The organism is Hallerella sp., assembly GCF_022776125.1.
GTDB classification, from domain to species: Bacteria; Fibrobacterota; Fibrobacteria; order Fibrobacterales; family Fibrobacteraceae; genus Hallerella; species Hallerella succinigenes.
Map to the genome: position 1 here is coordinate 1 of NZ_JALFIA010000070.1, position 6,944 is coordinate 6,944.

The 6,944-nt window shown below is 48.9% G+C and carries 3 protein-coding genes and 1 rRNA gene; 1 reads left to right on the forward strand and 3 read right to left on the reverse strand.

The genetic code is table 11. From position 1 onward, the window contains the following. Positions 1-59: 59 nt before the first annotated feature. Entirely contained in the window at positions 60-1,916 is a 1,857-nt protein-coding gene (locus MR847_RS08510) for an ABC-F family ATP-binding cassette domain-containing protein (protein ID WP_287723518.1), read from the forward strand. Between the two features lie 15 nt (positions 1,917-1,931). On the opposite strand, the gene MR847_RS08515 is transcribed toward MR847_RS08510, so the two are convergent. From MR847_RS08515 to rrf, 3 genes are all read right to left on the reverse strand, one after another. Continuing rightward, entirely contained in the window at positions 1,932-6,053 is a 4,122-nt protein-coding gene (locus MR847_RS08515; RefSeq protein ID WP_287723519.1) for a fibro-slime domain-containing protein, read from the reverse strand. Between the two features lie 93 nt (positions 6,054-6,146). Then, positions 6,147-6,788, reverse strand: coding sequence for an MBL fold metallo-hydrolase (locus tag MR847_RS08520; protein ID WP_287723520.1), 642 nt, complete (start codon positions 6,786-6,788; stop codon positions 6,147-6,149). Positions 6,789-6,857: 69 nt separating this feature from the next. Further along, positions 6,858-6,944 (reverse strand): 5S ribosomal RNA (rrf, locus tag MR847_RS08525); the annotation flags it as partial.

The following is a 6,944-nucleotide window of genomic DNA, read 5'->3' on the forward strand; positions in this document are numbered from 1 at the left end:
GGCATGCCATTCGAAGATTTTCATACATCTAACCCATTCCATTTTCTAAATTTGCAAGCGTGATCCAAGTACAAAACATTACCAAGTCTTTTGGAACCCAAGATCTTTTCCGCGACGCGAGCTTTCTCGTCGCCCCCCGTGAACGCATCGGCATCGTCGGACGCAACGGTTGCGGAAAGTCCACCCTTTTCAAGATGATCCTCGGCGAGGAATATATCGACGGTGGAAACATTGACATTCCCAAAAATTATACGCTTGGATACTTGAAGCAGCATATCGCCTTCACGCACAAGACAGTTCACGAAGAAGCCTGTTCCGTTCTCAAAGTCAATGAAGACGGCTGGCTCGATACGCATCAAGTGGAATCCATCCTTTTCGGTCTCGGCTTTGACGAAGAATCTATGCAAAAGGATCCGATGCTTCTCTCAGGCGGTTTCCAAATCCGTTTGAATTTGGCAAAGGTGCTTGCGAGCGAGCCGAATATGCTCTTGCTCGATGAACCGACAAACTATCTGGACATTGTTTCAACGCGTTGGCTCGCCCGCTTTTTAAGGGGCTGGAAGGGCGAAGTCTTACTGATTACGCACGACCGCAAATTCATGGACAGCGTCTGCACTCACGTCGTGGGCATTTACCACAAAAAAATGCGTAAAATCCAGGGTACAGTTGCAAAGCTCAAAGAAACGATCGCCATCGAAGAAGAAGTTGCAAAGCGTACGCAAGAAAACGAAGCGCACAAGCGCGAACAGCTCGAAAAAGTCATTGACCGTTTCCGCTTCAAGGCGAGCAAGGCTGCGATGGTGCAGTCCAAAATCAAAGCCGTGGAGCGCCTTGGAGAAGTCTCCCGTTTAGAACATGAACGCAATCTGGAATTTTCGTTCAACCAGGCGGACTTCCCCGGAAAGCGCATGATGCAGATTAAAAATCTGAATTTTCACTTTGAAGGCGGTCCAACCCTCATCCAGGAGCTCACAGCCGAAATTTTCAAGGGCGACCGCATTGCTATCATCGGCCCGAACGGGCGCGGTAAAACGACCCTCTTGAACCTAATTGCAAACGAGTTAAAACCGGTCAGCGGAGAAGTATCTCTGAACCCGAACGTCATCATCAACTACTTTGGACAGACAAACATCAACCGTTTGGACCTGAACAAGACCGTCGAAGAAGAACTGCAATCTTCCATCACCAGCGCAGAACGCGGAAAAGCCCGCAATCTCGCCGGCCTTATGATGTTCAGCGGAGACGCTGCCTTAAAGCAAATCAAGGTTCTTTCCGGTGGCGAACGCAGCCGAGTGCTTCTCGGTAAGATTCTCGCCACGCCCTGCAATCTTTTGCTCCTTGACGAACCGACAAACCACTTGGACATGGAAAGCATCGAAAGCCTGATCGACGCCCTGGAAGATTACCAAGGAACGGCGATTGTCGTTTCGCACGATGAAGAGCTTCTCCACGTGTTTGCGAACAAGCTCATTGTTTTTGATGGTGGCAAATGCTTTATGTTCGAAGGCTCTTATGCGGACTTCCTCGAAAAGGTCGGTTGGGCAGAAGAAAAAAGCGAAAGCACGACCAAGGTCGCCGTCGAAAATTCCAATGTTTCTGCAAACGGGGCAGCTCCTGTTGCAAAAGATAAAGAGAGCCGTCGCGCCCGAGCCGCTTACGTCGAAGAACGCTCGAAAATCGTGCGTCCCATCGAAAAGCGCATCAAAAAATGGGAAGAGGAAATCCAGAAGCAAGAAGCCCTCGCCGCCGAACTAGAACAAAACCTCGTGGAAGCGAGCGAAAAGAACGACGGAGCTTTGATTTCACAGATTGCCAAGGATCTTGGCGAAGCGAAAAAGAAGACCGACGAAGCTTACGAAGAATGGGAAAAGGCCTCTGCCGAATTAGAAGAGGCCCAAAAGAAATATCCGCTTTAAGCGTTTTCGAAAATTTTATTCCGCGACACGGCGCACGCCCCACGTGCGAACGACTTCCTTCTTTTGAGAATCGCCGCCGACAGCGCCGATCTTGACCTTCAAACGGGCGATGTAAGCGCCTGTTCCGACCAAGCGACCCGAGGTACTGCGCATGTTCCAGCCGAGGTAAATGTTACCCGGATTCTGGGTACAGTCGCCGTCGAAAATCTTGTCGGTGCAAAGAATCTTTCCACTTGCGGAATTGATGTACGCGCCGAGATTCGTAAAGAAGCTTGTTTCGTACTTCACATAAAGGCTGTCCGGGCCGATTCCCGTCGAAGCGGATAGTTCATTCAAATCGTAACGGATGAGGAAGCCCGGAATTCCAATCTGTTTTTCAACAGATTCATACGGAAGTCCAAGCGTTACCTTGTGCGGCGTCACCGTTGAAGACTGCTTGAACGCATCGAGCTTTTCCGTTTTTGCATCAAAGAGCTTCGAAGATTCCACGACAATATACTGTTCACCGATAATGCGAACCCAGCGGTTATCTTCCGAAGCCGCATTCTGCGAAACGTCCGAAAGAACGCCCGGGGCAATGCGAATGCTGTCGCCCACAGAAGGCAGCACACCGTTCTTGCTCGAATAGAAGATTTCATAACGAGCCGTGCGACGCGTTCCCGAAATCGGGAAAATATTCCGAGAAGATTCTTCGCCGTTACGCCACGCCTTGAATTCAAAGATTGAATCCAACGGATAGCTGTTCGTATCGAGAGCTTCACTGAAAACGATTGCAAGCTGATAGACGTCTTCACTGCGCGGCGTCACAATGGCATTCGTAATCACAGGTCCTAGGCGGTCTTGGATCTTTCCCGTCACATGGAACGAAAGAGTGTCCGTTTCACCGGTCAGCGAATCCGTCACCGCCTTCTTAAAGAGCGTTGTATAACTTCCCGCGTAGGCATCGCCCGAAGAAGTTCCTGTAAAGAGGAAGTTCAAAAGCGAATCATTTTCAAAGACGAGGAGAGAGTCCAGGAAGCGGTACTTTTTCAAGTCCTTCTTTACAATGCGATGCCACGTCGAATCGCCGAACTGCCAAGAAACGGAATCCGGTTCATCTTCTCCCGTAATCGGTTCGCCGTACGAAAGCATCAAGCTATCGGCAACGCCATCACCATCACGGTCAAACATATAGCCGCCCGAAGGAATCGGCACCGGAGGTTTTTCCAAATCGATATTTGACCATGTCAAAATGTTGTCATACGAAGCGCCCGAAATCTGGAAGGAACCGTCTTCCACAGCCGCCGTTCCCATCACATAGAAATGCGCCTTGCCATTCACCGGCACAACCGAATCCAATAATCCGCCAAACTCGTCTGTCAGCGCAAGCGAATCCGATGACGAGAAGTAGAGCGGCGCATCGCATCCGCTATCGCAAAGCGTTCCCATATATTCCACAAGAACCTGTACAGGATACGGAATAAACGCATACTGTCCAAGCTTTACCGTGTCCGGATCCATTTCGTTCCACAGGGAATCCGCAAATACGATCGAAGGAAGCGGATATTCCGGAACCGTGAAATAGACCTTCGAAGACTGCGAAAGATCCGATTCCAGATAGAAGTAAAGCGTATAAGTACCCGGAGCGAGAGTTCTCGACTTCACCACGGCCACCGTATCGATCGTAAAGCCGGACATCGTTTCAGAAACCGTAATACCGCCGTAGTTCACGCCCGGAACGAGAGTATCGCCATCAATCGGAAGCCCCGGTCCCATCAGCAAAAAGAGTGACGCCGCTGGAATCGTATCGACCTTCGTCACGCTCGAAACGTCACAGCTGAGCGATTCATCGATCAGCATCTGCCAAATTTCATACTGAATCGTTCCATCCGACGTTGGAATTTCCACCGGGTAATAGGTCTTTTCCGTCTGCAAGTTGATGGACGTGCGCATCTTAAAGTTTGAACCCGTCGCATTGCGTTCCGAGAAGAAGATGTGGAACGGATATTCCTTGCCTTCGACAAGTCCAAGTGTATCCAAGTTCACCGAACCTTCTATCGGGCTATGGCAACCGCCGATATCCACCACAAGACGATTGTTGATAAACACCCAAACGTCATCGTCGCCACGGAATTCAAAATACTGTCCCTTCACATACTGGAACTGTGCCGAAATCTTCATCGAGAAGCTGTAGTTATGTCTGCATCCCTGGACCACAGAATCATACTTCGGATTGTACAGCGTCATCGCCGAATCCAAATATTTAAAATCGTCAATCGGGTAAAACCCTGGATTATCCGGATCGTTGCAATTTCCCGCTTCTGTAATATCCGCAAGCCAAAAACCTTCTTCGTCCAGAGTCAAATCAATGTCACGGCAAACCGCATTCGTGTACTTCTTGCCCGAAGCATCCGTCGCAAGCGTCTCCGGAACAAACCATTTTTCGATTTCACGCGCAGCAGAACACATCGACCAAGGGAAAACCGACGAATCCACACGAGCAGGATTTCCATTCACCAAAGAATCCAGGACCATGCCAAGAACATGACCACCGCATTTATTATTTGTCGCAATTTTTCCCGTGGAATCCAAATAGGTCACCATCGTATAGTCGTTACCGTTGTAGATACCGCCAAAGTCCACATCGATACTATCGTGATGATTTTCACCCGCCCAGTCTAACACCATCGCTGAAATCTGCATTGTCGGGCAAATACCGAGACGCCCCGGGAAATCCGTCGTATAAGCGGGTGTACTGTAAAGCGTCGGGTACGGGAAGACCCAAGCCGTATCCGAAATCGCCATGATCGAATCGATCTGAATCGGTTCCCCCTCCTTCTGTCCTGCAGACGTATAAATCTCAAAGCCAAAAGTCTGTCTCAAGGTAATGCCCCAATCCGTCACATGCTTATAATAAGCGCCCTGGTACCAGCCACAAGTATCATTCGAGAACGGTCCCATCTTCACCGTATCGCCATTCACGATCATCGAAGGCGACATGTTTTCCCACGGGCTCATCACACGGATAATTTTTTCTTCGAGCGGAGCATACACCACGTCATAGCGTTCATTCGTATAAGTGAAAAGCCAAGTTTCATAAACACCCGACGGGAAGAACGAAGAAATCAGCGGACGATTGGCCTCTGTAAAAAAGGTCACTGCAGGCCAATCATTTGCGCCGCGGTAAATGTTGAAGAGCGCAGAAGTCGAACTCCATTCCGGCTTGGAAGCCGTTGCCGCTGGGAAAGTATAATGCCTCCAGCGTTTATATTCACCCGTCGAATCAAGGGCGGTCGGATTTCCCAAAATATTATTTTGAACCGAGATGTAGAACGTACTGTCACGATAAGACGTATTCGTTCTCCACGGGTGATAAATGTGCAAAGTACGGGAAGAATCAAAGCATGCACCGAGCGAACCGATCTTGGACGAGACGGATAGTTTTGAATCGGTACCATCCACAAAAATCGTATCCGAAGAAGCCAACGCCGAAGAAAGGTCCACAGTCCCTTCCGCAGGAGCCGTCATGTAAGAAGCGTGGAAACGTTCAAAGTAGGCCGTCTTCAGCGGATTGTTCGAAAGCGCAGAGGGCGTTATCGCACCATAGAACCAACCGCATTTCGTCGAATCATCCACGGCAAAGCGCATCAAAATGGAATCTGTACCAAAAATCATGCGAGGAAGAGCCTTGTTTCCCCACGGGCTCTTAAACCAAACCATCTTGGAGCCTGGAGCCGCAAAGGATTTCGTATAAGACATGTCGGACGTCGTATAAAGCCAAACTTCTGTATCCGAGCCAAAAAGGGTTGACGGTGTAAACGAGAGGGCATTCGTCCCGTCCGTCCAAGCGACACAGTTATTGTTGTTGTAATTCTGGTCCGAAGAATCTGGGCAAAGCTTTACGCTAAAAGATTCCCAACTTTGGAAATCCGAAACACTCTTGTTCCACGTATAGACAAACCAACCGTTTCCTTCCGAAGTCATCTTCGTCACAGAATTTTCACCGTAGATCGGATTGTAGCTTGTAGGGCTGCCAAGAATGTGCAGCTTATACGATGACTTCGTCGCATCGCCACGCCACGGCGACTGAATATGTAAAGTCAAAGAAGCTTGTGCTGCCACAACATACAGCAGACTAATCAGAAGGACCAATCTCATCCAAAACTCTCCTTAAAGTCCTTTTGCAAACACTCAGTGCTTAAAATAAATTATGAGGAGTTAAATTCCTCATAAATTCTTTAATACAACTATTTAGCTTTGCAATCCGAATTGCAATTTTTCATCCCCGATTGTTGTAGCGGGACCATGTCCACACAGCACTAGAGTATCATCGGGTAAAATCAAAAGTTTTTGGCGAATAGAATCAAAAAGCTGTTCTGTATCGCCGCCTGGCAAATCTGTACGGCCATGGCTACCGCGGAAAAGGGTATCTCCCACAAATAAAATGTTCTCACGTTCTTCATAAAACGCAAGACCGCCACGGGAATGCCCTGGAACTTCTATAACCTTCAGCTGGATATTTCCAACCAGAATCAAATCTCCTTCCTTCAAAAAGGATTTGGGCAAGGGCAAAGTTTCCTCTAGCGCAAGGCTAAACATCTGCGCCTGGTGATCTGCATGCTGAATCAGAAACAAATCGTTTTCTGAAGCTTCCGCTTCCAAATTCCACTTCCGCAGAACCCATCCATTTCCCATGCAATGATCTAAATGCAAATGCGTATTCAATACACGCCGCACTGTAAGACCGTTCTCTTTCACAAAACAGTCCGCTTTGAGAAATTCATCTTCGTTATAAAATCCGGGATCGATAAGTAGAGCTTCACCGTTCGCCTCATCATAAACAAGATACGCATTTTCTTGGAACGGATTGCAAACGAAACCTTGGATCTTCATGCAAACGAATATAGAAAGATTCCGGGGGAAAAAGGAAGGGCCCCCGCGATGTCCCGCGGGGGCCCGTGGATCCGGCGGCGACCTACTCTCCCGGGCCCGGGGGCCAGGTACCATCGGCGACAAGTGGCTTGACTTCCGTGTTCGGAATGGGAACGG

Coding starts and splice junctions, on each gene's coding strand:
- MR847_RS08515 (WP_287723519.1), bottom strand. CDS start 6,053: ATGAGATTGGTCCTTCTGATTAGTCTGCTGTATGTTGTGGCAGCACAA.
- MR847_RS08520 (WP_287723520.1), bottom strand. CDS start 6,788: ATGAAGATCCAAGGTTTCGTTTGCAATCCGTTCCAAGAAAATGCGTAT.